Annotated in this window: 24 protein-coding genes and 1 riboswitch; of the genes, 13 read left to right on the top strand and 11 right to left on the bottom strand. The window is 69.9% G+C overall.

Annotation, left to right across the window (positions count from 1 at the left end; all coding sequences use genetic code 11):
• Positions 1-71: 71 nt before the first annotated feature.
• The 4 genes from ABZ441_RS00140 to ABZ441_RS00155 all read right to left on the bottom strand — a co-directional run bounded on the left by ABZ441_RS00140 (position 72) and on the right by ABZ441_RS00155 (position 3,769).
• Positions 72-395, bottom strand: a complete 324-nt coding sequence (locus tag ABZ441_RS00140; RefSeq protein ID WP_356888146.1) for a multidrug efflux SMR transporter — start codon at positions 393-395, stop codon at positions 72-74.
• Between the two features lie 122 nt (positions 396-517).
• The gene (gene rsgA, locus ABZ441_RS00145) at positions 518-1,534 is read right to left on the bottom strand and encodes a ribosome small subunit-dependent GTPase A (RefSeq protein WP_358966034.1); all 1,017 of its coding nucleotides are present in this window, start codon (positions 1,532-1,534) and stop codon (positions 518-520) included.
• 4 nt (positions 1,535-1,538) lie between these two features.
• Positions 1,539-2,918, bottom strand: coding sequence for a 3-phosphoshikimate 1-carboxyvinyltransferase (aroA, locus tag ABZ441_RS00150; protein ID WP_358966037.1), 1,380 nt, complete (start codon positions 2,916-2,918; stop codon positions 1,539-1,541).
• 137 nt (positions 2,919-3,055) lie between these two features.
• Positions 3,056-3,769: a M50 family metallopeptidase gene (locus ABZ441_RS00155; RefSeq protein WP_358966040.1), complete on the bottom strand. Its 714-nt coding sequence runs from the start codon at positions 3,767-3,769 to the stop codon at positions 3,056-3,058.
• Positions 3,770-3,844: 75 nt separating this feature from the next.
• Between ABZ441_RS00155 and ABZ441_RS00160 the strand changes: the two genes are divergently transcribed.
• From ABZ441_RS00160 to ABZ441_RS00200, 9 genes are all read left to right on the top strand, one after another.
• Positions 3,845-4,660: an SOS response-associated peptidase gene (locus ABZ441_RS00160; RefSeq protein ID WP_358966043.1), complete on the top strand. Its 816-nt coding sequence runs from the start codon at positions 3,845-3,847 to the stop codon at positions 4,658-4,660.
• 8 nt (positions 4,661-4,668) lie between these two features.
• Entirely contained in the window at positions 4,669-5,331 is a 663-nt protein-coding gene (locus tag ABZ441_RS00165) for an alpha/beta family hydrolase (protein WP_358966046.1), read from the top strand.
• A 305-nt stretch (positions 5,332-5,636) separates the two neighbouring features.
• Positions 5,637-6,293, top strand: a complete 657-nt coding sequence (locus ABZ441_RS00170) for a sigma-70 family RNA polymerase sigma factor (RefSeq protein WP_030123667.1) — start codon at positions 5,637-5,639, stop codon at positions 6,291-6,293.
• Positions 6,290-6,607 (top strand): mycothiol system anti-sigma-R factor, encoded by a 318-nt coding sequence (gene rsrA / locus ABZ441_RS00175; protein ID WP_053930450.1) that lies wholly within the window; start codon positions 6,290-6,292, stop codon positions 6,605-6,607. The genes ABZ441_RS00170 and rsrA overlap by 4 nt, the downstream gene beginning before the upstream one ends.
• A 196-nt stretch (positions 6,608-6,803) precedes the next feature.
• Positions 6,804-8,192 carry an HD domain-containing phosphohydrolase gene (locus ABZ441_RS00180; protein WP_358966050.1) on the top strand — a complete coding sequence of 463 codons (1,389 nt, stop codon included), beginning with the start codon at positions 6,804-6,806 and terminating at the stop codon, positions 8,190-8,192.
• Positions 8,189-9,436, top strand: a complete 1,248-nt coding sequence (locus tag ABZ441_RS00185; RefSeq protein ID WP_358966053.1) for a metal-dependent phosphohydrolase — start codon at positions 8,189-8,191, stop codon at positions 9,434-9,436. Before ABZ441_RS00180 ends, ABZ441_RS00185 begins: the two co-directional genes overlap by 4 nt.
• 90 nt (positions 9,437-9,526) lie before the next feature.
• Positions 9,527-10,519, top strand: a complete 993-nt coding sequence (locus ABZ441_RS00190; RefSeq protein WP_358966055.1) for a hypothetical protein — start codon at positions 9,527-9,529, stop codon at positions 10,517-10,519.
• An 81-nt stretch (positions 10,520-10,600) separates the two neighbouring features.
• Positions 10,601-11,239 (top strand): peptide deformylase, encoded by a 639-nt coding sequence (def, locus tag ABZ441_RS00195; protein WP_358966058.1) that lies wholly within the window; start codon positions 10,601-10,603, stop codon positions 11,237-11,239.
• Positions 11,240-11,422: 183 nt separating this feature from the next.
• Positions 11,423-12,160: a D-Ala-D-Ala carboxypeptidase family metallohydrolase gene (locus ABZ441_RS00200; RefSeq protein ID WP_358966060.1), complete on the top strand. Its 738-nt coding sequence runs from the start codon at positions 11,423-11,425 to the stop codon at positions 12,158-12,160.
• Between the two features lie 22 nt (positions 12,161-12,182).
• Here ABZ441_RS00200 and ABZ441_RS00205 read toward each other — a convergent pair whose 3' ends face one another.
• Positions 12,183-13,157 carry a helix-turn-helix domain-containing protein gene (locus ABZ441_RS00205; RefSeq protein WP_358966063.1) on the bottom strand — a complete coding sequence of 325 codons (975 nt, stop codon included), beginning with the start codon at positions 13,155-13,157 and terminating at the stop codon, positions 12,183-12,185.
• Positions 13,158-13,238: 81 nt separating this feature from the next.
• Here ABZ441_RS00205 and ABZ441_RS00210 point away from each other — a divergent pair, with 81 nt between their 5' ends.
• On the top strand, positions 13,239-13,451 hold the full coding sequence (locus ABZ441_RS00210; RefSeq protein WP_358966066.1) for a hypothetical protein: 213 nt from the start codon (positions 13,239-13,241) through the stop codon (positions 13,449-13,451).
• Here ABZ441_RS00210 and ABZ441_RS00215 read toward each other — a convergent pair.
• The 6 genes from ABZ441_RS00215 to ABZ441_RS00240 all read right to left on the bottom strand — a co-directional run bounded on the left by ABZ441_RS00215 (position 13,448) and on the right by ABZ441_RS00240 (position 20,650).
• The gene (locus tag ABZ441_RS00215; RefSeq protein WP_358966069.1) at positions 13,448-14,464 is read right to left on the bottom strand and encodes a ribonucleotide-diphosphate reductase subunit beta; all 1,017 of its coding nucleotides are present in this window, start codon (positions 14,462-14,464) and stop codon (positions 13,448-13,450) included. The genes ABZ441_RS00210 and ABZ441_RS00215 overlap by 4 nt on opposite strands.
• Entirely contained in the window at positions 14,464-16,860 is a 2,397-nt protein-coding gene (locus tag ABZ441_RS00220) for a ribonucleoside-diphosphate reductase subunit alpha (protein ID WP_358966072.1), read from the bottom strand. The genes ABZ441_RS00215 and ABZ441_RS00220 overlap by 1 nt, the downstream gene beginning before the upstream one ends.
• A 137-nt stretch (positions 16,861-16,997) precedes the next feature.
• Positions 16,998-17,135: riboswitch (cobalamin riboswitch) on the bottom strand.
• A 40-nt stretch (positions 17,136-17,175) separates the two neighbouring features.
• A complete protein-coding gene (locus tag ABZ441_RS00225) occupies positions 17,176-17,676 on the bottom strand; it encodes a GNAT family N-acetyltransferase (RefSeq protein ID WP_358966075.1) in 501 nt (166 codons plus the stop codon).
• A gap of 147 nt (positions 17,677-17,823) precedes the next feature.
• Positions 17,824-19,458: a monocarboxylate uptake permease MctP gene (mctP, locus tag ABZ441_RS00230; protein ID WP_358966077.1), complete on the bottom strand. Its 1,635-nt coding sequence runs from the start codon at positions 19,456-19,458 to the stop codon at positions 17,824-17,826.
• On the bottom strand, positions 19,455-19,709 hold the full coding sequence (locus ABZ441_RS00235) for a DUF3311 domain-containing protein (protein ID WP_358966080.1): 255 nt from the start codon (positions 19,707-19,709) through the stop codon (positions 19,455-19,457). Before ABZ441_RS00235 ends, mctP begins: the two co-directional genes overlap by 4 nt.
• Positions 19,710-19,885: 176 nt before the next feature.
• The gene (locus ABZ441_RS00240) at positions 19,886-20,650 is read right to left on the bottom strand and encodes a GntR family transcriptional regulator (protein WP_358966745.1); all 765 of its coding nucleotides are present in this window, start codon (positions 20,648-20,650) and stop codon (positions 19,886-19,888) included.
• A gap of 286 nt (positions 20,651-20,936) precedes the next feature.
• On the opposite strand from ABZ441_RS00240, the gene ABZ441_RS00245 reads away from it, so the two are divergent.
• From ABZ441_RS00245 to ABZ441_RS00255, 3 genes are all read left to right on the top strand, one after another.
• Positions 20,937-22,235, top strand: a complete 1,299-nt coding sequence (locus ABZ441_RS00245) for a sugar ABC transporter substrate-binding protein (protein ID WP_358966083.1) — start codon at positions 20,937-20,939, stop codon at positions 22,233-22,235.
• A gap of 126 nt (positions 22,236-22,361) precedes the next feature.
• Positions 22,362-23,378 (top strand): sugar ABC transporter permease, encoded by a 1,017-nt coding sequence (locus ABZ441_RS00250; RefSeq protein ID WP_358966085.1) that lies wholly within the window; start codon positions 22,362-22,364, stop codon positions 23,376-23,378.
• Positions 23,375-24,247 carry a carbohydrate ABC transporter permease gene (locus ABZ441_RS00255; protein WP_358966088.1) on the top strand — a complete coding sequence of 291 codons (873 nt, stop codon included), beginning with the start codon at positions 23,375-23,377 and terminating at the stop codon, positions 24,245-24,247. The genes ABZ441_RS00250 and ABZ441_RS00255 overlap by 4 nt, the downstream gene beginning before the upstream one ends.
• The last annotated feature ends 2 nt before the right edge of the window (positions 24,248-24,249 follow it).

The following is a 24,249-nucleotide window of genomic DNA, read 5'->3' on the forward strand; positions in this document are numbered from 1 at the left end:
CGTCACAGTATCCACAGCCACCCGCCCGGGCTACACGGCCCCGCGGGGGCGGCTTCGGGCCGGCCCGGGGCTCACTGCGCGGAACCGGACAGCTGCAGACCGATCACACCGACGATCACCAGCGAGATCGACGCCAGCTTGAGCGTCGAGACCACGTCGTCCAGGAAGACCATCCCGTAGATGGCGGTACCCGCCGCACCGATGCCCGTCCACACCGCGTACGCCGGGCCGACGTCGAGCTTCTTCAGAGCCAGCGTGAGCAGACCGAAGCTGCCGAGTGCGAACGCGCAGAACGCGACCGTCGGCCAGAGTCGCGTGAATCCGTGCGAGAGCTTCAGACACACGGCGAAGCCGGTCTCGAGCAGTCCAGCGACCACGACCAGCAACCACGCCATCGTCAAGTGCCTCCCACGTAGGTGACGCTTCGTCTCGCTTGCGCGATTATGCCCTTACCAGCCGTGGGAGACCGCAAACGTGCGCGAGTCGGACAGTCCGGCGTCCGTCGCCGTGGCGCGCCTCAGTCGCCCTCGCGCCGTTCCCGGGTGGCGAGCAGCCGTCGCAGGGAGTCGAGCCGCGCCGGATCCGCGTGCCCCTCCGTGACCCACGCGTCCAGGGCGCACTCCGGCTCCTGGCCGTCATGCGTGCAGCCGCGAGGGCAGTTCTCCGTGCCCGGATGGAGATCGGGGAAGGCGTTGATGACCCGCGAGGGGTCGACGTGGTGCAGCCCGAACGACCGCACGCCCGGAGTGTCGACGACCCAGCCCCGGCCGTCGGGCAGCGGCAGCGCGAGTGCTGACGTGGTCGTGTGCCGGCCGCGCCCCGTGACGGCGTTGACCACCCCGGTCGTGCGCCGCCGGTCCTTCGGCACCAAGGCGTTGACCAGCGTCGTCTTGCCGACCCCGGAGTGCCCGACGAACGCGGTCACCCGGTCGTCGAGCAGCTCCCGCACCCGGTCCGCGGCGTCGCCGTTCTCCAGCTCCTCACGGCTCGTCACGACGTAGGGGACGCCCAGCGGGGTGTACGCCTCCAACAGCTTGTCCGCCGAGGCCAGGTCCGACTTGGTCAGCACCAGGAGAGGGGTGAGCCCGCCGTCGTACGCCGCCACCAGGCAGCGGTCGATCATGCGCGGGCGGGGTTCGGGGTCGGCGAGCGCGGTGACGATGGCCAGTTGGTCGGCGTTGGCGACGACCACCCGCTCGAAGGGATCGTCGTCGTCCGCGGTCCGGCGGAGGACCGACGTACGCGCACCGATCCGCACGATGCGGGCCAGGGTGTCCTTGTCGCCCGAGAGGTCACCGACGAGGGAGACCCGGTCGCCCACCACGGCGGCCTTGCGGCCCAGCTCGCGGGCCTTCATGGCCGTCACCGTACGGTCGTCGACGAGGCAGGTCAGCCTGCCACGGTCGACGGTGAGGACCATGCCGTCCTGGGCGTCCTCGTGCTTGGGGCGGGTGTGGGTGCGGGGCCGGTTGCCCTTGGGGTTGGGGCGGACGCGGATGTCGTCCTCGTCGGGGTTCTTCCCGTAGCGGCGCATGCCCTCAGACCCCGCGGCTTCCCGCGGAGGCGCCGAGCGCTCCGGGCGAGACGCCGACGGCGCCGGAGGGTTCCCCGAGCATGCCGGTCCACATGTCCGGGAAGTCCGGCAGGGTCTTGGCCGTCGTGCCGACGTTCTCGATCTCCACCCCGGCGACGGCGAGGCCGATGATCGCGCCCGCGGTGGCCATCCGGTGGTCGTCGTACGTGTGGAAGGTGCCGCCGTGCAGCGGGCGGGGTGTGATCCGCAGGCCGTCGGCGGTCTCCGTGACGTCACCGCCGAGACCGTTGATCTCCTTGGTGAGCGCCGCGAGCCTGTCCGTCTCGTGCAGCCGGAGGTGGGCGACGCCGCGCAGGGTGGACGGGGAGTCCGCGAGGGCGGCGAGGGCGGCGATGCCCGGCGTCAGCTCACCGACCTCGCTCAGGTCGACGTCGATGCCGTGGACCGAACCCGTGCCCGTGAAGGTGAGACCGCGTTCGGTCAGCTCGCACGCGCCACCCATCGCGGTGAAGATCTCGCGCAGCGCGTCACCCGGCTGGGTGGTCCGCAGCGGCCAGTCGGGGACCGTGACCCGGCCGCCCGTCACCAGCGCGGCGGCCAAGAACGGCTGGGCGTTGGACAGGTCGGGCTCGACGGTCAGGTCGCGGCCCAGCAGCGCGGAGGGGGAGACCCGCCAGACGTCTCGCTCGCCGCCCGTCTCCGGCTCGTCGACCTGGGCGCCGACCGAGCGCAGCATGTCGACGGTCATCCGGATGTGCGGCATGGAGGGCAGGGCCGAGCCGGTGTGGCGCACCTCCACGCCCTGGTTGAACCGGGGCCCGGAGAGCAGCAGGGCGGAGACGAACTGGGAGGACGAGGACGCGTCGATGGACACCGGGCCGCCGTCCAGCGCGCCCGCGCCGTGCACCGTCAGCGGCAGGGTCCCGCGGCCGTCGTCGTCGATCCGGGCACCCAGGGACTTCAGCGCGCCGATCACGCCGTGCAGCGGGCGTTCGTAGGACCGCGGGTCGCCGTCGAAGTGGACGGGGCCGTCCGCGAGGCAGGCCACGGGGGGCAGGAAGCGCATCACCGTTCCCGCGTTGCCCACGTCCACCCGGGCAGGGCCGTGCAGACCGGCGGGGATGACCCGCCATGCCTCACCCGAGCCGTCCGGGCCCACACCCTCCTCGATGCCGACGCCCATCGCGCGGAGCGCCTGGGCCATCAGCAGGGTGTCGCGGGAACGCAGCGGACGGCGCAGCCAGCCGGGCTCCGAGGACAGCGAGGCGAGGACGAGCGCGCGGTTGGTGACCGACTTGGATCCGGGCACGGTGACGGTCGCGTCGACGGCCCCGGTCGCTCGGGGGGCGGGCCAGGGGGCGGGGCGCACGGAACTTTCGGTCATGCCCCTCACTTTAGTGGCTCACAGCAAACCCAGATCCTGAACAAAAGAGCCGAAACCGGGGCGTAATTCAAGGGTGATAGAGGCAGGCGGTCGCACGTGGCCGATCAGGCGCCCTCACCGTCCCGGGGGCACGTCTCTCACAGTCCGAGGAGCCAGCGTCCGCCGCCGATCAGCGAGCAGAGCGACACCGCGTGGAAGAGGAAGAGCCAGATCGCGGCAGGCGCGTGCGTCAGCCGGGCGAGCTGGTCGGCGTCCGAGTCCGGGGCGCCCCCGTGCCTGCGCTTGGACTGGAGCTCGAACGCCGGGCGCACGCCCCCGAGCAGCAGGAACCAGACCACGGTGTACGCGAACGCCGACTGGACGTCGGCCGAGGTCAGCCAGGACACCAGCAGGAAGGCCGCCCCCGTGAGGATGACCGTCAGCGCCCCGTACAGGTTGCGGATCATCACCAGCATCACCGCCAGGAGCGCGGTCGCCAGCCACAGCAGCAGCGTGATCCTGCCGTTGGTCAGCAGCCAGGCGCCCCCCAGACCGAGCAGCGGCGGTGCCGTGTATCCGGCCGCCGCGGTGAGGATCATGCCGATGCCGGTGGGCTTGCCGCGGCTGACGGTCAGGCCGCTGGTGTCCGAGTGCAGACGGATACCGGAGAGCTGCCGCCCGGTGAGGAGGGCGACAAGTCCGTGTCCGCCCTCGTGCGCGATGGTGATCGCGTTACGGGAGAGGCGCCATATGAGGTTCGGCACCACAGCGACGAGTGCCGCCGTGGCCGTGACGACCACCAGCCACTGCTCGGGGGCGGGCTGGGTTCCGAAGACGCGATCCCACAGATCGCCCAGTTCGGTGCTGTCCATGGTGCGGGCGGCTCCTTGAGGTGCTTGAGGGGATCGGGTCCCACTCGGCCGGCGGGTCGTGGCAGTCTGGCACTTATGTGCGGACGGTATGCAGCGAGTCGGCGGCCGGAGGACCTGACCGGACTCTTCGGCGTGGAGAAGTGGGAACCCACGGAGACCCTGGAGCCCGACTGGAACGTCGCGCCGACCAAGAACGTCTACGCGGTTCTGGACCGTCCTGTGAAGGACGCGGACGACCAGCGTCCGGTTCGCCAGCTGCGCGCCCTGAAATGGGGACTCGTGCCGTCCTGGTCGAAGTCGCCGGAGGGCGGGGCCCGCATGATCAACGCCCGCGCGGAGACCGTCCACGAGAAGCCGTCCTTCCGCCGTCCCTTCGTGTCGAGGCGCTGCATCCTGCCCGCCGACGGTTACTACGAGTGGGTCACCGGCGCCGACGAACGGCAGCTGGAGGAGAAGGGCAAGAAGAAGCGGCCCCGCAAACAGCCGTACTTCGTGACGCCCGCGGACGGCTCGGTCTTCGCCATGGCCGGCCTGTACGAGTTCTGGCGCGACCGGACGCTGCCCGACGACCACCCGCAGGCTTGGTGGGTGACCTGCTCGGTGATCACCACCGAGGCGGAGACGGCCCCGCTCGCCGTGGCCCCCGCGGAAGGGCCCGCCTCGCTCTCCGACATCCATCCCCGGATGCCGCTGATGCTGACCCCGGACCGCTGGGACGACTGGCTCGACCCGTCGCGCACGGGTGTCGACGAGCTCAGGGCGCTGTTGGAACCGCCGCCGGGCGGGCTGATGCGGGCCTATCCGGTGGCGACGGCCGTCAGTAACGTCCGCAACAACGGCCCGGAACTCCTGGAGGAGCTGGCCGCGCCGGAGGTGAGCACGCTCTTCTGACCGGCAGTATGGGCGCTGTGAGCCGTACTGCAGGGACAGCACAGACGACCGAGAGCATCGGCACGGACGCCGGCGAGGCCAGGATCACCTGGCTCCCGGCGAAGGGAGCCCGTCTGGTGCTCGCCGTCAGCCACGGCGCGGGGGGCGGTATCGAGGCACGTGACCTGCGGGCCCTGGCCGCCGTGCTGCCGGGCCGCCGGGTGACCGTGGCCCTGGTCGAGCAGCCGTGGCGGGTGGCCGGCAGGAAGCTGGCACCTGCGCCCCGGACCCTGGACACCGGCTGGCGGGGCCTGTGGCCCGCGCTGACGGTCCCCGGGCTTCCCGTCGTCGCGGGCGGCCGCAGTGCGGGGGCCCGGGTGGCCTGCCGTACGGCGGCCGAGCTGGGCGCCCGCGCGGTGCTCGCCCTGAGCTTCCCGCTGCATCCGCCGGGCAAGCCGGAGAAGTCCCGGGCGGACGAGCTCCTCGGCACGGGTGTCCCCGCCCTCGTGGTGCAGGGCGGGCGCGACCCGTTCGGGCGGCCGGAGGAGTTCCCCGCGGGGGAGCACGAGCTGGCCGAGGTGCCGTACGCGGATCACGGCTTCGCCGTGCCGAAGAAGGCACCGCTGACCCAGGATCAGGCGATGGAGGTCCTCACGGGCGCGGTGGGCGTGTGGCTGGACGGGCTCTCCTGACCGCGTAGCGCTCCTCACACTCCCGCCACCCGTGCGAGCCGGGGGAATGCGCCGTGAGGGGCGGCTGTTGTGGCTGGTGTCGGTACAACTACGTCATACGTGGAGAGGGAGTCCGTCGCATGGGTTCGACCATCTGCCCGAGCCGCTCGAATGCCGCAGAACTCGAGTGGACGGTGCTTCACGCGGCCAAGAGCACTCCGGTGCGGGCCCCGGGCGAAGCCGATCGGCAGCCCGCGAAGAAGCAAGGTCGACTATTCTCCGAGGCGAGCGGGTCCGGTCTCGGTTCCGCCACATCGTTGGAGGAGGTGGGTCCGGTCACTGGGACCGACACAGGGACCGACGACGGCCGTGCGCAGGAGACGACCGCCGAGCGCAACGCGCGCTTCGAGCGGGACGCCCTGGGATATCTCGACCAGATGTACTCCGCGGCGCTGCGCATGACACGCAACCCGGCGGACGCCGAGGACCTGGTCCAGGAGACCTACGCGAAGGCGTACGGCTCCTTCCACCAGTTCCGTGAGGGCACGAACCTCAAGGCGTGGATGTACCGCATCCTCACCAATACCTTCATCAACTCGTACCGCAAGAAGCAGCGCGAACCCCAGCGGAGCGCCGCGGAGGAGATCGAGGACTGGCAGCTGGCGCGTGCGGAGTCGCACATGTCGACCGGTCTGCGCTCGGCGGAGTCCCAGGCACTCGACCACCTGCCGGACTCCGACGTGAAGTCCGCGCTGCAGTCGATCCCGGAGGAGTTCCGCATCGCCGTGTATCTCGCCGATGTAGAGGGCTTTGCCTACAAGGAGATCGCGGACATCATGGGGACACCCATCGGTACGGTGATGTCCCGGCTGCACCGGGGACGCCGCCAGCTGCGCGGCATGCTGGAGGACTACGCGCGTGAGCGCGGGCTCGTCCCGGCCGGAGCCGGTGAGTCGGACGAAACGAAAGGCTCGGCCTCATGAGCTGCGGAGAGCCGCACGAGACGGACTGCTCAGAGGTTCTCGATCATCTCTACGAGTTCCTCGACCATGAGATGCCCGAGGGCGACTGCACCAAGTTCGAGGTGCATTTCGAGGAGTGCTCCCCGTGCCTGGAGAAGTACGGCCTGGAGCAGGCCGTGAAGAAGCTGGTCAAGCGCTGCTGCGGACAGGACGACGTGCCCTCCGACCTGCGCTCGAAGGTGATGGGACGGATCGACCTGATCCGTTCGGGGCAGGCCGTGCCCGAGCAGGACGTGGCCATGGGCGGCGCTGACCGTCCGGCCGCCGCTGAGTGACCGCAGACGCCCCGGCCGCGGCGGGGTGACCGCCGCTCGTCCGGCTGCGGCGGGGTGACGCCCGGACCTCCCTCCGGCCGGCGCCCGACCCCCTCGATGTCACCCGAATGTGCTAATCCGGCTCGTTCGGTCCCTGACCGCTCCCCCGCTCGCTAGCGTGGCGCCTCCATCGACCAGGCGGGGGCGGGCGGTACGGGTGAGGGGCACACCGGGGGCGGCACGCGTCCACATCCTGTGCACGGCGGTCTGCGCCGCGGTCTGCGCCGTTCCCGCGCTGTCTCCCGGGGCCGGCACCCCCTGGGGCACCCTGGGCCTCCTGGCCGCGCTCTCCACCGCCTGTGAACTCCCCGGCCGCTGCCGGTACTTCGGCAGGGCCGTGCCGGTCGGTGCCGGATCGTTCTTCCCCGTGCTGCTGACCGCGGCCTTCCTGCTGCCGCCGTCCGCGGCCGTCCTCGTCGCCGTACCCGGCGCACTCGCTGGGCGGGTGGACCGGCCGCCCGTCACCGCCCGCCGCCTCTGGCGGGCCGCCCAGCTGGCCCTGACCGTCGGTGCGGCCTCATGGACCTACGGGCTCCTGGGAGGGCCGGCCACGCTCGGGGGTGCCTCCGGGGGCACTGTTCCCGATCTTCCGTACGCCCTGGTCCCGGCCTGCGCCACCGCGCTCGTCTTCAGCCTCGTGCTGGCCGCGCTGGACGGCGGCATCCGCGTCACGGCCGAGCGGGTGGCGGTCAGGCACGCCTGGCGCGGGCTGCCGGCCCGCTCCGTGGGACCGCATCTGGTGCACGCGCTCGCGGGACTGATGATGGCCGTCCTGTGGCGCAGTACCTACGGACCGCTGTCCGCGCTGGTCGTCCTGCTGCCGATGTACATCTCCTGCTGGGTCTTCGCCCAGTACCACCGCCGGAACGCGGCGCACCGCGCCACCATCAGGGCGCTCGTCCAGGCCGTCGACATCAAGGACGGGTACACCCGTGGACACAGCGAGCGGGTGGGCCGTGCCTCCGAGCTGATCGCACGTGAACTCGGCATGGAGGAGAGCCGGATGGAAGCTCTCCGCTTCGCCGGCATCCTGCACGACGTCGGCAAGCTGGGCGTCCCGACGCGGATCCTGCGCAAGGACGGGCCCCTCACCCCCGAGGAGCGCCGGGTCATCGAACTGCATCCGGAGTACGGCCACGAGATCGTCCGCGGTATCGGCTTCCTGGACGAGGCGCGCGCGGCGATCCTGCACCACCACGAGCGGCTCGACGGCAGCGGCTATCCGTACGGCCTCGCCGGTGACGGGATCCCCGAGTTCGCCCGGGTCGTCGCCGTCGCGGACGCCTTCGACGCGATGACTTCGACGCGCTCCTACCGCCGCGGACGGCCCGTTCCCGCCGCCGTGGAGGAGCTGCGGCGCTGCGCAGGAAGCCAGTTCGACCCGCGGATGGTGCGAGCGCTGGCGCGCGCCCTCGACCGCCACGGCTGGTCCGCCGCGGCCAACACGGTCACCTCGGACGAGGAGCGACCGGGCCTGCCGGCGCAGCGGGCGGGGTCCCGGCCGCCCGCCACCGGGTCCCCGGGCCGGCCGGGGCAGCCGCGGTGACCGCCCTCCGGACGCCGCCGGCCGCCCTCGCGGTGCGCGGGGCCGCGCTCGTCCTCGCTGCCGTCGCGCTCGCGTACACCCTGTGGCACGGCGTCGTCGAGCCCGGGCACGCCCTGGCCTTCGGGTTGCTGGTGACCGTGGGCGAGCTGTCCCGTTGGGGCGCCCAGCCCGGCGAGCGGGAGCCCGCGCCGCTGGGGGCGGCCGGCGCACTCGCGTACGCGCTGCTCGGGCGCAGCGCCGGACAGGACACGTCGCACGGAGTCCTCCAGGTGGTCACCGTCGTGGTCGCGGCCCAGCTGCTCGCCTCCGTGCCGCACCTGGCACGCGGCAGCGCTCCCGGGCCCGACCAGGCGGCCCGCCGCGTGCTGGCCGTGGCCTTCGCCGCCGTGTGCTTCCAGCCTCTGCATCATGCGGGCAGGCCGGGCCGCTGGTTCGGGGAGGGGCCCTACTTCGCCCTCTTCCTGCTCTTGCTGCTGGTGCTCACAGCTCTCTGCGACGCCGTACTCGCCGCCCTGACGGCCGACACCTCCCGTCCGTTCGGGCCGCGGCTCCGCGACGAGCTCCGCGCGCTCGGCGGCATCGGCTCGGCGGTCGGCGCGACCGGTGCCGTGATGGCGCTGGGGGTCGCCGTCGCCGGACTGTGGGCCCTGCCCGTCCTGTGCGTCCCGCTGCTGCTCACCCAGGTGTCGTTCCGCCGGTACGCCGCCGTCCGTACGACCTACCGGCAGACCATCGCGTCGCTGGCCCGCTCCACGGAGATCGCCGGCTACACCCCGCACGGGCACGCCCGCAGGGTGGCGGAGCTCTCCACGGCCGTCGGGCGGGAGCTGGGGCTCGCCGGTCCCGAGCTGACCGTGCTGGAGTACGCGGCCCTGATGCACGACATCGGCCAGCTCTCGCTCGTCGACCCGGTGGCCAACGGGGCCACCGCCGTCCTGCCGGTCGCCGAGCAGCGCCGTATCGCCCTGCTCGGCGGGGCGGTGGTCCGGCAGACCGGGGTGGATCCCGCGGTCGCCGTGGTGGTGGAGCAGCAGGCCGATCCGTACCGGGACCAGCAGACCGCCGCCAGGATCGTCCGTACGGTCAACGCGTACGACGACCTGTGCGGGGAAGGCGTGAAGGGGCCCCTGAGGGCTCTGGAGCAGCTCAGGCTCGGCACCGGCGGCGACTACCAGCCACAGGTGGTGGAGGCGCTGGCCAGAGTCCTGGCGCGGGGCGGTCTCACCCCGGTCGGGGCTGGGTAACCCATGGGTAATGAGCGGGCGTCCGGCCGGGCATGGTTGGATGCGAAGAGAGCGGAAAACGAGGGTGTCCAGTCGGGACAGGCGGGAATCGTGAGGATCTTCGGGAAGGTACGGCATCGGCCGTCCGCCTCTTGGCGGCAGGCCACGGACCGCGCGTTCACGCTGATCGGCGACGGCCGGTACGAGGACGCGGGGGCCCTGCTGACGCGCGCTGCGGACCTGGAGCCCTGGCTCTCCGAGTCCTGGTTCAATCTCGCGCTGCTGCACAAGTTCCGGCACGACTGGGAGCAGGCGAGGGCCGCGGGCCTGCGCGCCGTGGCCCTGCTCGACCGTGGGTCCGGTGCTCCGGACTGGTGGAACGTCGGGATCGCCGCGACCGCGCTGCAGGACTGGCCGCTGGCGCGCCGGGCCTGGCAGGCCTACGGGCTGAGGGTGCCGGGCACCGGTCAGCACGGTGCCGCGGCGAACAGCGAGCCCACCGGTATGGAGCTGGGCAGCGCGGCCGTGCGGCTCTCGCCCGAGGGCGAGGCGGAGGTCGTGTGGGGCCGTCGGCTCGATCCGGCACGGCTGGAGGTGCTGTCGATCCCGCTGCCGTCCTCGGGGCGGCGCTGGGGCGAGGTCGTCCTGCACGACGGGGTGCCGAACGGCGAGAGGGTCACGGCGGCGGGGCCGTCGTACCCGGTCTTCGACGAGATCGAGCTGTGGGCACCCTCGCCGGTCCCCACCTGGGTGGTGCTCCTGGAGGCCGCCACCGAGTCGGACCGGGACGCGCTGGAGCAGCTGGCCTCCGACGCAGGCTTCGCCGCCGAGGACTGGTCGTCCTCCGTGCGGCTGCTGTGCCGCGCCTGTTCGGAGAGCCGGATGGAGAGCGACGAGGGTGATGGCGAGCACCTGGACCCGCACGACCACAGCGAGCCCGGCCATCCCGGACCCCTCGGGCACCGCACCGCCGGTGACCTGTGGGTACCGGAGCGTGAGTGCGGCATAGCGGCTCCTGCCGGGCTGGTGCGCGGTCTGCTGGACGGCTGGGTGGCGGACAGCCCGGACAGCCGTGAGTGGCGGGATCTGGAAGAAGTCTGCTGAGCGGTGCCCGTAGGCTGTACGGGCACCGATTCCGGTGCGGGTACTCACGGGTTCAGGTTTGCAGGAAGGCGTACGGCGGACATGTCGCAGCAGGAGACGGACGAGCAGACCGGTGTGGACGACGAGGGCTTTCTCGTGGACACCGAGGACTGCGAGGCGCGCGAAACCGCGCACCGGGAGCGCGGCACCTCCCGCCCGGTCACGGTGGTCGGCAATCCGGTGCTGCACAAGGAGTGCAGGGACGTCACCGAGTTCGACGACGAGCTCGCGCAGCTGATCGACGACATGTTCGCCAGCCAGCGGACGGCGCAGGGTGTGGGCCTGGCCGCCAACCAGATCGGTGTGGACCGCAAGGTCTTCGTCTACGACTGCCCGGACGACGACGGGGTGCGGCACGTCGGTGCGATCTGCAACCCGGTGCTGGAGGATCTCGCGCCGGAGCGTCGCAACCTCGACGACTCCAACGAGGGCTGCCTCTCCGTGCCCACGGCGTACGCCTCGCTCGCACGCCCCGACTACGCGGTCGTACGCGGCCAGGACGCCCGAGGCAACGCGGTGAAGGTGCGAGGCAGCGGCTACTTCGCGCGCTGCCTCCAGCACGAGACGGACCACCTGTACGGCTACCTGTACATCGACCGGCTCTCGAAGCGGGACCGCAAGGACGCGCTGAGGCAGATGGCGGAGGGCACGCCCCGCTACGAGACCGTCCCGAACGACTGACGTAGGTACGCACGGAGAGGGGCCCCGCCGCCGGCGGGGCCCCTCTCCTGTGCCCCGGCGCCGCGGACGATCGGCGGGGCCTGACCAACCGGCTTTCCACGCCGCGCAGTTGACGCGCGTCGACCCGTCCGACAGGCTCGTCCCCACGCCTCACCTCTACGCCTCACCGTGCAGGGAGATCCCATGCTCAGACGTACCGCACATCTGTTGCTCGGCCTTGTCATGACCATGGCCTTCGCCATCGGCGGTGCCGTGGTCACCGCCGGTACCGCCCAGGCCGACGGCTGCTACACCTGGACCCGCACCCTGTCGCCCGGAGCCACGGGCAACGACGTCACGCAGCTCCAGATCCGGGTGGCCGGCTACCCGGGATACAATTCGGTGCTGGCCGTCGACGGCTCCTACGGCCCCGCCACCACGGCCGCGGTCAAGCGCTTCCAGTCCGCCTACGGACTCGCCGCGGACGGCGTCGCCGGCCCGGCCACCCAGGCCAAGCTGTACGCGCTCCAGGACGACGACTGCACACCGATCCACTTCACCTATCCCGAGCTCAACAAGTGCAACAGCACCTGGGCGGGCGGAGCGGTCGCCGCGGGCACGGCCAAGGCCAACGCGCTGAGCAGCATGTGGAAGCTGGAGGCCCTGAGGCACGCGCTGGGTGACCAGTCCATCCGGGTCACCAGCGGCTTCCGGTCCACCTCCTGCAACTCGGCGGTCGGCGGAGCGACGAACAGCCGCCATCTGTACGGCGACGCCGTCGACCTCGGCGCCGGACCGCACTCGTTGTGCACGATCGCCAAGCAGGCGCGCAACCACGGCTTCAACGGCATCCTCGGCCCGGGTTACGCCGGCCACAGTGACCACATCCACGTCAACCAGGGGCCGAACCACTTCTGGTCGGCCTCCGGCTGCGGGATCTGACGGCGCTCCGGGGGCCGTCAGATCAGGCCGCCTCGGTCATGTCGGCCGGCCCCCGGAAGGTGCGGCGGTACGCGTTCGGTGTCGTGCCCAGCGAACGTACGAACTGATGGCGCAGTGCCGCCGCGTTCCCGAACCCGGTCTGTCCGGCGATCGTGTCCACGGTCTCGTCCGAGGTCTCCAGCAGGTGCTGCGCCAGCAGCACCCTCTGCCGGAGCAGCCAGCGGTACGGGGTGGTGCCGGTCTCCTGCTGGAAACGGCGGGCGAAGGTCCGGGGCGACATGTGGGTCTGGGTGGCCAGTTGCTCCACGGTCATCTCCTCGTCGAGATGGCGTTCCATCCAGGCGAGGGTCTCGCCGACCGTGTCGCACCGGGTGCGGGGCAGCGGGCGCTTGATGTACTGCGCCTGCCCGCCGTCCCGGTGCGGGGGGACCACCATGCGGCGTGCGAGGGCGTTCGCGACGGCGGGCCCGTGAGCCTGGCGGACCAGGTGCAGGGCGGCGTCGATGCCCGCGGCCGTACCCGCGGAGGTGATGACCGGCCCCTCGTCCACGTAGAGCACGTCCGGTTCCACGTGGGCCTCGGGGAAGCGGCGGGCCAGCTCGTCGGAGTGCCGCCAGTGAGTGGTGCAGCGGCGGCCGTCCAGCAGCCCGGCGGCGCCGAGCACGAAGGCGCCGGCGCAGACGCTCAGCACCCGCGCGCCGCGGTCCACGGCCCGGCGCAGGGCGTCGAGGACCTCCTCGGGGTACTCCCGGTCGATGAAGTGGCTCCCGCCGGGTACGGCGATGAGATCGGCCTCCTCCAGGCGCTCCAGCCCGTAGGGGGTGCTGATGGAGAAACCGGCGTGCGTCTGGAGCACCGGCCCTTCGGCCGACACGACCGCGAAGTCGTGGACAGGCAACCCGTCCTCGGACCGGTCGAGCCCGAACACCTCGCATATGACGCCGAGTTCGAAGGGATGGATCTCGTCGAGCAGCAGGGCGGCGATATTCTTCAGCATGACGTCAGTGTGGCAGCAATTCGATGGTGTGTGACAGTCCTGCCACTGACGAAATCCTGGCGCACGGACGACAGTAGAGCCATGAACACATTCCTGAGCTACCTGGCCATAGCCGCCCTTTTCGCCCTCGTCCTGCTGCCCGCACTCGTCGGCCTCGCCCGGGAGCGCCGCATCGACCGCGAGCTGCGGGACGCGCGACGGGGCAGGGGGGAGACGCCCCCGCGGACGGCGGGCGCCGCGCAGCCGGTCACGGCGACACGGCGCCCGTACATCAGGTCCTGGGCACGGATCTAGAAGTCGTCGTCGAAACCGACGGACCCCTCCACCGCCACCTGGTAGGCGGAGGGACGGCGCTCGAAGAAGTTCGTCAGCTCCTGCACCCCCTGGAGCTCCATGAACGAGAACGGGTTCTCGGAACCGTAGAGCGCGGGGAAGCCGAGCCGGGTGAGCCGCTGGTCGGCGACGCACTCCAGGTACTGGCGCATGGACTCGGTGTTCATCCCCGGCAGGCCCTCGCCGCACAGATCCCGGCCGAACTGCAGCTCCGCCTCGACGGCCTCCCGCAGCATGTCGGTGACCTGCTGCTGGAGCTCGTCGTCGAAGAGCTCGGGCTCCTCCTTGCGGACGGTGTCCACGACCTCGAAGGCGAAGTTCATGTGCATCGTCTCGTCACGGAACACCCAGTTGGTGCCCGTCGCGAGACCGTGCAGCAACCCGCGCGAGCGGAACCAGTAGACGTACGCGAAGGCGCCGTAGAAGAAGAGTCCCTCGATGCACGCGGCGAAGCAGATCAGGTTGAGCAGGAAGCGCCGGCGGTCGGCCTTCGTCTCCAGCCGGTCGATCTTCTCGACCGAGTCCATCCACCGGAAGCAGAACTGCGCCTTCTCACGGATCGACGGGATCTCCTCGACCGCGTCGAAGGCCGCGGCACGGTCCTCCGGGTCCGGCAGGTAGGTGTCGAGCAGCGTCAGATAGAACTGGACGTGCACGGCCTCCTCGAACAGCTGACGCGACAGGTAGAGGCGCGCCTCGGGCGAGTTGATGTGCTTGTAGAGCGTCAGCACCAGGTTGTTGGAGACGATCGAGTCACCCGTCGCGAAGAACGCGACCAGCCGGCCGATCATGTGCTGCTCACCGGGCGAGAGCTTGGCGAGGTCGGACACGTCGGAGTGGAGGTCGACCTCCTCCACCGTCCAGGTGTTCTTGATCGCGTCCCGGTAGCGCTCGTAGAAGTCCGGGTACCGCATGGGACGCAGGGTCAGTTCGAAGCCCGGGTCGAGCAGGTTCTTGACGTCGGTCGAGCTCATTACTGGCAGGCCTCGCAGGACTCGGGGTTTTCGAGGGAACAGGCGAGGGCCTCCGCGTCGGGAGCCGACGCCTGCTGTACGGGAACGGGGGCGGCGGCCGACGCCGCGCCGGAGGCCGCGCGGGCGATCCGGGTCGCCGGGCGCGAGCGGAGGTAGTACGTCGTCTTCAGCCCCTTCTTCCAGGCGTACGCGTACATCGAGGAGAGCTTGCCGATCGTCGGCGTCTCCAGGAACAGGTTCAGCGACTGGCTCTGGTCGAGGAACGGCGTACGGGCCGCCGCCATGTCGATCAGGCCGCGCTGCGGGATCTCCCACGCCGTGCGGTACAGCGCCCGTACGTCCTCGGGGATCCAGGCGAAACCCTGCACGGAGCCGCTCGCCTCGCGCAGCGCCTCACGGGTCCGCGCGTCCCAGACGCCGAGCTTCTTCAGCTCGTCCACCAGGTAGGCGTTGACCTGGAGGAACTCACCGCTGAGCGTCTCGCGCTTGAAGAGGTTGGAGACCTGCGGCTCGATGCACTCGTACACCCCGGCGATCGACGCGATCGTCGCCGTCGGCGCGATGGCGAGCAGCAGGGAGTTGCGCATCCCGCTCTTCGCCACCCGGGCGCGCAGCGCCTCCCAGCGCTGTGGCCAGTGCGGCTCGGTGTCGTAGTGGTCCGGGTGCAGCACACCCCGGGCGACGCGGGTCTCGGACCAGGCGGGGAGCGGGCCGGACCTCTCGGCGAGGTCGCAGGACGCCTCGTAGGCGGCCAGCATGATGCGCTCGGAGATCTTCGTGGAGAGGGCGCGGGCCTCGGGGGAGTCGAAGGGCAGCCGCAGCTGGAAGAAGACGTCCTGGAGTCCCATCGCGCCCAGGCCCACCGGCCGCCAGCGGGCGTTGGAGCGGCCGGCCTGCTCGGTCGGGTAGAAGTTGATGTCCACGACCCGGTCCAGGAAGGTCACGGCGGTGCGGACGGTGGCGTCCAGCCGTTCCCAGTCGATGGTGCCGTCGGCGACGAACGCGCCGAGGTTGACCGAACCGAGGTTGCAGACGGCCGTCTCGCCGTCGTCGGTGACTTCGAGGATCTCGGTGCAGAGATTCGAGGAGTGCACGACCCGGCCCGGCTCGGCGGTCTGGTTCGCCGTGCGGTTGGAGGCGTCCTTGAACGTCATCCAGCCCTGGCCGGTCTGCGCGAGGGTGCGCATCATGCGGCCGTACAGCTCACGGGCCGGCATCGTCCTGCGGGCCAGCCCCTTCGCCTCGGCCGCGCGGTACGCCGCGTCGAACTCGTCGCCCCACAGGTCCACCAACTCGGGGGTGTCGGCGGGGGAGAACAGCGACCAGTCCGTGTCCGCGTCGACACGGCGCATGAACTCGTCCGGGATCCAGTGCGCCAGGTTGAGGTTGTGCGTACGCCGCTGGTCCTCGCCGGTGTTGTCGCGCAGCTCGAGGAATTCCTCGATGTCCGCGTGCCAGGTCTCCAGGTAGACGGCGGCGGCGCCCTTGCGCCGGCCTCCCTGGTTGACCGCGGCGACCGAGGCGTCGAGCGTCTTGAGGAACGGCACGATGCCGTTGGAGTGCCCGTTGGTGCCCCGGATGAGTGAACCCCGGGCTCGGACACGGGAGTACGAGAGACCGATGCCGCCCGCGTGCTTGGAGAGACGCGCCACCTGGTGGTAGCGGTCGTAGATCGAGTCGAGCTCGTCCAGCGGCGAGTCCAGCAGATAGCACGAGGACATCTGCGGGTGGCGGGTGCCGGAGTTGAAGAGGGTGGGGGAGGAGGGCAGGTAGTCCAGCCGGTTCATCAGGCCGTACAGCGCGGCCACTTCCTCCAGGGCCCGCTCGGAGGTGTCCTCGGCGAGGCCGGCGGCGACGCGCAGCATGAAGTGCTGCGGGGTCTCGATCACGTGGCGGGTGAGCGGGTGGCGCAGCAGGTACCGGCTGTGCAGCGTGCGCAGTCCGAAGTAGCCGAAGCGGTCGTCGGCGCCGTCGGCGAGCGCCCGGTCCACCAGGGCGTCGAGAGCGGCGGCGTGGAGCGTGACGAACTCGGCCGTGCGGTCCGCGACCAGACCCTCGCGATGCCCGACGGCGACCGACGACGAGAAGGAGACAGCGCCCTGGCCGGCGGCCTCGTCCGCTACGGCCCGGGTGAGCAGCCGCGCGGCGAGCCGGGAGTAGGCCGGGTCCTCGGAGATCAGCCCGGCGGCGGCCTCGGTGGCCAGCGACCGCAGCTCCGCCTCGTCCGACCGGGCGTTGCGGCCGCGCAGCGCGGCGGCGGCGACCCGCCCGGGGTCGGTGTCGGGCAGATCGGCCGTGAGGCCGGTCAGGGTCCGCAGCAGTGCGGTCCCGGGCGCGTCGGGCGTGCGGCCTTCGAGTTCCGTGGCTGAAACCGGGTCGGCTGGCGCGATGGTCACTGGGGCTATCCCTCGCTCGGCTCGGGGCCTGCGGGAGCGGGGCAGCCGGGCACGGAGGGCACCCGGGGAGGGGCGGCGCGGCGCACGGCGTCCACCGGCCCTCCGCGGGGCCCGGACGTCTCTGCGTCCGGTTCGGTCGAGCCGGACGCGCTGTCGACAGGTCTTCGGACTATCGCGGTGCACAGAAACACACCGGTCACACCGTTGCGGGACAGTTCCGGATTCGCACCGGATTCCCCTGCGGCGACAGCGAGGTCGAGCATACATGTGGGGGCTGCTGATTGAGGCAGCCCCCACATGTAGTGTCGTGGCGGGTCAGAGCTCCAGGCGGAATGTCAGGAGTACGAAGCCGGGCAGCGGACTCCAGTCCCGCTCCGGGGACCGTGCGAAGCCCAGCCGCCGGTAGATCCCATGGGCGGCCGCCATGGACGACTGCGTCGACAGCACGATTCCGGACAGCCCTCCGCGAGCCCGTGCCCGGTCGATGCAGGCCCGTACGAGCGCCTCACCCACGCCCCGGCCACGGGCCTCCGGCGAGACGGCCAGCATCCTGAACTCCGCCTCGTCCTCACCTGCGATGTCCGCCCACGGGCTGCCCGGCTCGACGTAGGTGACACCACCCAGCAGCCGGCCGTCGTCGTCCAGCGCGACCAGCACCTCGGCATCGGCCGCACGCCGCTCGACGGCGCGGAGCTGCTCCAGGTAGGGGTCGCCGGCGCCGAAGTCCAGCAGACCGTCTCCGAGATACGCCTGAGCGGTGATCTCGCCGAGTTCCTCGAACTGAGCCCGCCGGGCCGGCCTGATCGATACGTCCATGGGCCGCAGTCTGCCGCAGAGGGGGAGCGTGACGCCCCCCGTTTACGGCCGACCGCGGTCTCGCGGGCCGTACCCGGTACGACGCCGTCCCGGCAGGTGGACCCTGCCGGGACGGACGGATGTCATGCCGGACGACTGCCGAGGGGGTCAGTGACCGCCCGGCGCGCCCGCAGTGGCCGGCGGGAGCTCGGCCTTGACGCCCGGGTCGCCCACGTCCGCGGTGTAGTCGGACGGCGAGGTCTCGTCCACACCCGCCGGGGCCTTCAGCGCGTTGAGGACGAAGGTCAGTACGACCACGACGACGATGTTCAGCACGATCGCGGTGAGGCCGATGTAGCCGATCTCGCCGATGCCCGGGATCTCCTTCGAGGAACCGCCGAAGTGCTTCTGGGTCGGGCTGGCGACGCCGTACGCGGCCGCCGTGCCGTAGAGCATGCCGACCGCCCAGCCCGCGAGCAGGGCCCAGCGGTGGAACCAACGGGTGAACAGGCCGCCCACCAGGGCCGGCATCGTCTGCAGGATCCAGATACCGCCCAGCAGCTGGAAGTTGATCGCGACCGTCTTGTCCATGGTGAGGACGAAGGCGAGCGCGCCGACCTTGACCAGCAGCGAGACCAGCTTGGAGACCTTGGTCTCCTGGGCCGGGGTCGCGTCGGGCTTGATGAAGTCCTTGTAGATGTTGCGGGTGAAGAGGTTCGCCGCGGCGATCGACATGATCGCGGCCGGCACCAGGGCGCCGATCCCGATCGCGGCGAAGGCCACGCCCGCGAACCAGTCGGGGAACATGGTCTCGAACAGCTGGGGGATCGCGAGCTGGCCGTTGTCCACCTTGATCCCGGCGGCGATCGCCATGAATCCGAGCAGGGCCAGCAGACCCAGCATCAGCGAGTACAGCGGCAGGATCGTGGTGTTGCGCCGGATCACCTCACGGCTGCGGCTGGAGAGCGTCGCCGTGATGGAGTGCGGGTACATGAAGAGGGCCAGGGCCGAGCCCAGAGCCAGCGTGGCGTAGCCCCACTGGCCCATGTCGCCGGGCACCAGCGCGCCGCGCGGCTGGCCCGTCGCCTCGTTGGTCTGCGCGTACGCCTCGCCGGCCTTGGAGAAGATCTCGCCGAAGCCACCGAGCTTGATCGGGATGTAGATGATCGCCACGGCGATGACCAGATAGATCAGGCCGTCCTTGACGAACGCGATGAGCGCGGGCGCGCGCAGTCCCGAGGAGTAGGTGTACGCGGCGAGGACCGCGAAGGCGATCAGCAGCGGCAGGTCCTTGATGAACCAGTGCGTGGTCTCGCCGCCTCCGACGCCCATGACGTCCAGCACGGCCTGGATGCCGACCAGCTGGAGCGCGATGTACGGCATCGTCGCGAGGATGCCGGTGAGGGCGACCGCCAGCGAGAGCCCCTTCGAGCCGAAGCGGCCCCGGACGAAGTCCGAGGTGGTGACGTAGCCGTGCTTGTGCGACACGGACCACAGACGCGGCAGGAAGGTGAAGATCAGCGGATAGACAAGGATCGTGTACGGGACGGCGAAGAAGCCGGCCGCGCCCGCCGCGTAGATCGCCGCGGGCACCGCGACGAAGGTGTACGCCGTGTAGAGGTCGCCGCCCAGCAGGAACCAGGTGACCCAGGTGCCGAACGACCGTCCGCCCAGGCCCCATTCGTCGAGGCTGGCCTCGTTCTCGGCCTTCCGCCAGCGCGAGGCCATGAATCCGATGACCGTGACGGCCAGGAAGAAGAAGATGAATACGGCGAGTGCGACGCCGTTCACGCCGTCCTTCATGCTGACGTACCCCCCTTGCGGGCGCGCTGGTCACGCTGCCACAACACGTACGCGATCATGGTCAGAGCGGTCGAGATGAGCACCCAGAGCATCTGGTACCAGTAGAAGAACGGGATGCCGATGAAGGTCGGTTCGACCTTCGCGTACGAACTGACCCAGAGCAGCGCCACGAACGGGGCGATCAGACATAGTGCGATGACCACCCTGGCGGGTGTTACCGTCGGTGGTTTCGCACCGGTTTCTTCTTGCATGTGGCGACTCCGTCCCCTCGCTGATCACCTGTGTAATGCGCAGGAAATCTAAGCGAGAGTTCAGGCCACCGTCACCCCTGTCCGCATTGCGGTCCTGCAACGGTCCGGTGTCGCCCGGAATGACTGATCCCCCCGCGTGTGCAGGGGGATCGGACGTTCCGTGGACCGGACCGGCCTCAGTCCGTGGGGCGCTTCAGACGGGCCACGAACTTGTACCGGTCGCCCCGGTACACCGAGCGCACCCACTCCACCGGCTCGCCGTCCCCGTCGATCGAGTGGCGGGACAGCATGAGCATCGGAAGGCCGACGTCCGTGCCGAGCAGACCCGCCTCGCGCGGGGTGGCGAGCGAGGTCTCGATGGTCTCCTCGGCCTCGGCGAGCCGGACGTCGTACACCTCGGCCAGCGCGGTGTAGAGCGAGGTGTACTTCACCAGTGAACGGCGCAGCGCGGGGAAGCGCTTGGCCGAGAGGTGCGTGGTCTCGATGGCCATCGGTTCGCCGCTGGCGAGCCTGAGCCGTTCGATCCGCAGGACCCGCCCTCCCGTCGTGATGTCGAGCAGTCCGGCGAGCGTGTCGTCCGCCGTGACGTAGCCGATGTCCAGGAGCTGGGACGTGGGTTCCAGACCCTGGGCGCGCATGTCCTCGGTGTACGAGGTGAGTTGCAGCGCCTGGGAGACCTTCGGCTTGGCGACGAACGTGCCCTTGCCCTGGATGCGTTCCAGCCGGCCTTCGACCACGAGCTCCTGGAGGGCCTGGCGCACGGTGGTGCGTGAGGTGTCGAACTCCGCCGCCAGGGTCCGCTCGGGCGGCACCGGGGTGCCCGGAGGCATGGTGTCCGTCATGTCCAGGAGATGGCGCTTGAGCCGGTAGTACTTGGGGACGCGCGCGGTACGCGCACCCGCACCGGTCTCGCTCGTGCTGCTGCCCCCGTCGGCACCCATGGCCCGCCTTCCCGACTGCTGCGTTGCTGCCGTCACCGGCTCCTCCGTCTGTCGCGGCTCACATGGTGGCACGGCCTCGTCACGGGTCGTCGCCCTCCCTCAGGTGTCGGTCCGATAACGGACGCGAGTGCACTTCTTATACACCCTTGACACCCCTAAAGGTCTAGGCCAAGCTCCCGGTACTGGTCTAAACCATTAAAGACCAGGTCCCAGACCCACAGGTAGCGCCAGGCGTACGTCTTCGCGGTGGGCGGGGGGTTGCTGGTATCCCTGAGGAGGGTGTGGCATGAAGCGCAAGCTCATTGCGGCAGTAGGCGTCGCAGCGATGATGACCGGAATCGCGGCGTGTGGTGGGGACAGTAACGACAACGCCTCGAAGGACCCGAAGGACCGTACCGAAAGTCTGACGGTCTGGCTCATGGTCGACGCGCAGAGCACCTGGCCGGAACTGGTCAAGGACGTCAACGCGCAGTTCAAGAAGAAGTACCCCAAGGTCAAGGTGAACGTCCAGTACCAGCAGTGGGCGGACAAGGCCAAGAAGCTCGACACGTCCCTCGGCGGCGACAAGTTCCCGGACGTCGTGGAGCTCGGCAACACCGAGACGATGCAGTACATCCTCAACGGTGCCCTGGCCGAGATCGACCCCAAGAAGTACGACAACTCGGACACCTGGATCAAGGGTCTGAAGGACACCTGCGCCTTCGAGGGCAAGCAGTTCTGTGTGCCCTACTACGCGGGTGCCCGTGTCGCGGTCTACAACAAGGACATGCTGAAGAAGGGCACCGGCAGCGACGCCCTTCCGCAGACCGAGGACGAGATGCTCGCCGCGCTCGACAAGGTGTCGGCCGAGTACGGCAAGAAGGACAAGCGCTTCTCGTCCCTCTACCTGCCGGGCCGCTACTGGTACGCGGCCATGTCCTACGTCGCGGCCTACGGCGGCTCCATCGCCGAGTACGACGAGGGCGCGAAGGAGTGGAAGGGCAACCTCTCCGCCCCCGAGTCCCAGAAGGGCATCGAGCACTTCGTCGACCTGGTCAAGAAGTACAACAAGGCCGACCAGACCAAGGACGAGCAGGACCACGCCAACGTGATGGCCAACGAGAAGGCGGCCCTGATCTACGGCAACGGCTGGGAGGCCGGCTCCGTCGTCGACGGCGCCAACAACGGCAACCCGAAGCTCGAGGGCAAGATCGGCACGGCCGGTATGCCCGGCCCCGACGGCAAGGCCCTCCCGTCCTTCATCGGCGGTTCGGACCTCGCGGTGACCGCCAAGTCCAAGGTCACCGACCTGGGCGAGGAGTGGATCTCGATGTTCACCAGCGAGAAGTCGCAGGAGGTGCTCACCTCCAAGAACATCCTCCCGAACAACGAGAAGCAGCTCGAGCCGCTGAAGTCGAAGCCTGAGACGGCCGCCGTCGCCAACGCCGTGCCGGACGCCTGGTTCACGCCGATCGCGCCGGGCTGGACCTCGATCGAGAAGGAGGAGGTCCTGGAGAACATGCTCCTGGAGATCCTCAAGGGCGCCTCGGTCGCCGACTCCGCCAAGAAGGCCGACGACAAGATCAACGAGCTCATCAACAAGTAGTCCCCGGGCCTTCGGCTCTCCAGGCGGGGGCCCGGCGAACACCGGGCCCCCGCCTCCCTTTTCTCAGGTAGAAACGCCGTGATCCCCGGGTGCAGATCCCAGGGATCCCGATGGAAGGTCAGTCACGTGACTGCTGCCGACACCAAGGCCGCCGGTCCACCGGTCCCCGTACCGCGTGTCCCGGAGAAGACCGGGCCCTCGCCGTCCGAGCAGGAAGCCGCCGGGCCGAGCCCGAAGAGGCGGCGGAAGAAGGGTGAACTCCTCCCCTACTTCCTGATCCTGCCGGCGATCCTGGCCATCGCCGCCGTCTACGTCTACCCGCTGATCAAGACCGTGATCATGTCCTTCCAGGACCTGGGGCGGGCGGCACTCTGGGGCAACGGCGAGACTCCGTGGGTCGGCTTCGAGCAGTTCACCAACATCCTCGGTGACTCCGAGTTCTGGTCGGTCGTCGGCAGGACCGTCGTCTTCATGGCCATCTGTGTCGTGCTGACCATGGGCATCGGCCTGCTGATCGCCCTGATGATGCTGAGGGTCTCCACCTGGGTGAGGCTCGTCCTCACGGTGGCTCTGATCGCGGCCTGGTCCATGCCGCTGATGGTCGCCGCCTCGGTCTTCCGCTGGCTCTCCGACTCCGACTACGGCCTGATCAACACCGTGCTCGCCGACATCACGGGCAACGAGGACAAGTGGCTCGGCCACAACTGGTTCCTCGACCCCCTGCAGGGCTTCGGCATCATCACGCTCCTGGTCGTCTGGGGAGCCATCCCGTTCGTCGTGATCACGATGTACGCGGCCCTCACCCAGGTCCCCAAGGAACTGGAGGAGGCGGCATCCCTCGACGGTGCCACCGCGTTCGGCGTCTTCCGCTTCGTGACCTGGCCGGTCATCAAGCCGGTCTTCACCATGGTCGCCACGCTATCGGTCATCTGGGACTTCAACGTGTTCGGCCAGATCTGGCTGCTGCGCGGCAACAAGCCCGAACCCGACTACGAGACCCTCGGTCTCTACTCCTTCTCCAAGGCGTTCGAGTCCACCTCCTTCAGCCAGGGCAGCGCGATCGCACTGATCACCGTCCTGATGCTCTCCGCCGTCGCCGTGTACTACCTGCGCCAGCTGATCAAGACGGGAGAGGTCGAATGAGCGCCTCCACACCCACGAACGCGCCGGCCCAGGTCCTGAGGCCCGACCGCAAGAGGAACCGTCTCGGCTACAACATCCTGGCGCTGGTCACGGCCGGGCTCATGGCCTTCCCGGTCTACTGGCTGATCGTCAGCTCGCTGCGTCCCAACCACGAGATCCGGTCCTACGACCAGACCCTGTGGCCGTCCTCCTTCACCTTCGACAACTTCGCGCGCGCGGTGAAGCAGGACAACTTCGCCACGGCGATCCAGTCGAGCCTCATCGTGTCGGTCACCGCGGTGGTCGGCGGCATGATCATCGCGACGCTCGCCGCGCTCGCCATCGGGCGCTTCCGCTTCTTCGGGCGGAAGGCGCTGATGATGATCATGATCCTGGTCCAGATGCTGCCGCCTACCGCGATGCTGATCCCGATCTACCTCCAGCTGAACGCCCTGGGCGGCGTCGACGAGTACTGGGGTCTCATCGTCGTCTACCTGGTCTCCACGCTGCCGTTCGCGACCATCATGATCCGCGGGTTCGTGATCAACATCCCCGTGGAGCTGGAGGAGTCCGCGATGGTGGACGGCTGCACGCGCATGGGGGCCTTCCGCCGGGTCATCTTCCCGCTGCTCGCCCCGGGTCTCGCGGCCGCGTCCATCTTCGCCCTGGTCAACGCGTGGAACGAGTACCTCTTCGCGTACATCCTGATCAACGACAACTCCAAGTACACGCTCAACGTGTGGCTGATGACCTTCACGACGGAACGCGGTACGGACTACGGCGCGCTGATGGCCGCCTCCACGCTCATCTCCATCCCGGTCGTCATCTTCTTCATGATCATTCAGGGGAAGATGGCCACGGGGCTCACCTCCGGCGCCGTGAAGGGATAACG

The organism is Streptomyces sp. NPDC005752, assembly GCF_040630715.1.
GTDB lineage: Bacteria > Actinomycetota > Actinomycetes > Streptomycetales > Streptomycetaceae > Streptomyces.

Excerpts from the sequence above, each read along its gene's own strand:
- ABZ441_RS00240 (WP_358966745.1), bottom strand. The coding sequence starts at position 20,650 with ATGGGTGCCGACGGGGGCAGCAGCACGAGCGAGACCGGTGCGGGTGCG.
- rsgA (WP_358966034.1), bottom strand. The coding sequence starts at position 1,534 with ATGCGCCGCTACGGGAAGAACCCCGACGAGGACGACATCCGCGTCCGC.
- ABZ441_RS00235 (WP_358966080.1), bottom strand. The coding sequence starts at position 19,709 with ATGCAAGAAGAAACCGGTGCGAAACCACCGACGGTAACACCCGCCAGG.
- def (WP_358966058.1), top strand. The coding sequence starts at position 10,601 with ATGTCGCAGCAGGAGACGGACGAGCAGACCGGTGTGGACGACGAGGGC.
- ABZ441_RS00255 (WP_358966088.1), top strand. The coding sequence starts at position 23,375 with ATGAGCGCCTCCACACCCACGAACGCGCCGGCCCAGGTCCTGAGGCCC.
- ABZ441_RS00200 (WP_358966060.1), top strand. The coding sequence starts at position 11,423 with ATGCTCAGACGTACCGCACATCTGTTGCTCGGCCTTGTCATGACCATG.
- aroA (WP_358966037.1), bottom strand. The coding sequence starts at position 2,918 with ATGACCGAAAGTTCCGTGCGCCCCGCCCCCTGGCCCGCCCCCCGAGCG.
- ABZ441_RS00205 (WP_358966063.1), bottom strand. The coding sequence starts at position 13,157 with ATGCTGAAGAATATCGCCGCCCTGCTGCTCGACGAGATCCATCCCTTC.
- ABZ441_RS00160 (WP_358966043.1), top strand. The coding sequence starts at position 3,845 with ATGTGCGGACGGTATGCAGCGAGTCGGCGGCCGGAGGACCTGACCGGA.
- rsrA (WP_053930450.1), top strand. The coding sequence starts at position 6,290 with ATGAGCTGCGGAGAGCCGCACGAGACGGACTGCTCAGAGGTTCTCGAT.
- ABZ441_RS00155 (WP_358966040.1), bottom strand. The coding sequence starts at position 3,769 with ATGGACAGCACCGAACTGGGCGATCTGTGGGATCGCGTCTTCGGAACC.
- ABZ441_RS00210 (WP_358966066.1), top strand. The coding sequence starts at position 13,239 with ATGAACACATTCCTGAGCTACCTGGCCATAGCCGCCCTTTTCGCCCTC.
- ABZ441_RS00165 (WP_358966046.1), top strand. The coding sequence starts at position 4,669 with ATGGGCGCTGTGAGCCGTACTGCAGGGACAGCACAGACGACCGAGAGC.
- mctP (WP_358966077.1), bottom strand. The coding sequence starts at position 19,458 with ATGAAGGACGGCGTGAACGGCGTCGCACTCGCCGTATTCATCTTCTTC.
- ABZ441_RS00225 (WP_358966075.1), bottom strand. The coding sequence starts at position 17,676 with ATGGACGTATCGATCAGGCCGGCCCGGCGGGCTCAGTTCGAGGAACTC.
- ABZ441_RS00140 (WP_356888146.1), bottom strand. The coding sequence starts at position 395 with ATGGCGTGGTTGCTGGTCGTGGTCGCTGGACTGCTCGAGACCGGCTTC.
- ABZ441_RS00245 (WP_358966083.1), top strand. The coding sequence starts at position 20,937 with ATGAAGCGCAAGCTCATTGCGGCAGTAGGCGTCGCAGCGATGATGACC.
- ABZ441_RS00215 (WP_358966069.1), bottom strand. The coding sequence starts at position 14,464 with ATGAGCTCGACCGACGTCAAGAACCTGCTCGACCCGGGCTTCGAACTG.